Raw genomic sequence first — 1,102 nt, forward strand, 5'->3', positions numbered from 1 at the left:
GCGAGGCGCTCGCGGGCGTTCTTCGGGGGCACGAAGTAGAGGCTGGCCTCGAAGATGTGCTTGTCGACGGCGGTGGGCCAGTAGGCGTAGGTCAGGTACCAGCCCGGCTTCCAGATGAGCAGGGTCATGTTGGGGAAGAACTCGAAGGAGTCCTGGCCCCAGCTGTGGAATCCGGTGGGGTTCAGTGCTGTGGGGAGCTGGTCGTCGGTGAGGCCGTCGATGTCGGGTTGGTCCCAGGGGCCGAACAGTCCTGAGCGCAGGACGCGTTCGATGGGCTTGACCATGTTGAGGTCCTTGGGCGGTGCCATGCCGCCCCAGGAGGAGATCATCGAGTGCGGGGGCTGCAGGTCGTAGTGCAGGGCTTCGTAGCCGTAGCCGGCGAGTTTGTCTGCTTCGTCCTTGACTGCCTGCTTCATGTGCAGGATGGGTGCGTGGTAGAACTCGGCGAAGGCGTCGATGAACAGCTTCCAGTTGGCGTTGATTTCGGAGCGGTAGCTGTAGACCTCGGTCATTTCGCCGAAGGGGTAGCCTTCGAGGCCCTTGGCGAAGGTGCCGAGGTAGTCGACCAGGGGGATGGCGCCCGGGTCGAGGTTGATGTAGATGAACCCTTCCCACGTTTCGCAGCGCACGTCCTTGAGGCCGTAGTCGGCCTTGTCGAGGTCGAAGAATTCGCCTTCTTGCTGGACGAAGGTGAGTTCGCCTTCGAGGCTGTAGCGCCAGGCGTGGTATTTGCAGGTGAATTGCTTGCAGCTGCCGGCGGTTTCCTCGTTGGGGTAGTCGTTCCAGACGAGTTTGTTGCCGCGGTGGCGGCAGACGTTGTGGAAGGCGCGGATTTTGCTGTCGTTGCCTTTGACGATGATCAGGGAGGTGCCGGGTCCGGCGGAGGGGAGTTCTTTGGTGAAGTAGCTGCCGACGCGGGGGAGTTGTTCGACGCGGCCGACGTAGAGCCAGGTGCGCTTGAAGATTGCTTCGCGTTCGGCTTCGAAGTAGGCGGGGTCGATCGAGTCGGTGTAGTCGACCGGGGCGGTACCGATGTCTGGGTAGTTCTCGGTCCAGCTTCCTGCGGCCGGTTTGGTGAAGTGTGGCAAGGCTCTACCTTTCG

Annotated in this window: 1 protein-coding gene; it reads right to left on the bottom strand. The window is 62.1% G+C overall.

All coding sequences use genetic code 11. The features are described from left to right. A partial coding sequence (locus EV641_RS29105; protein ID WP_132476980.1) for an aromatic ring-hydroxylating dioxygenase subunit alpha occupies positions 1-1,088 on the bottom strand: 1,088 nt, incomplete at its 3' end. Positions 1,089-1,102: the final 14 nt, after the last annotated feature.

This window comes from Rhodococcus sp. SMB37 (genome assembly GCF_004345605.1).
Lineage (GTDB): Bacteria > Actinomycetota > Actinomycetes > Mycobacteriales > Mycobacteriaceae > Rhodococcus.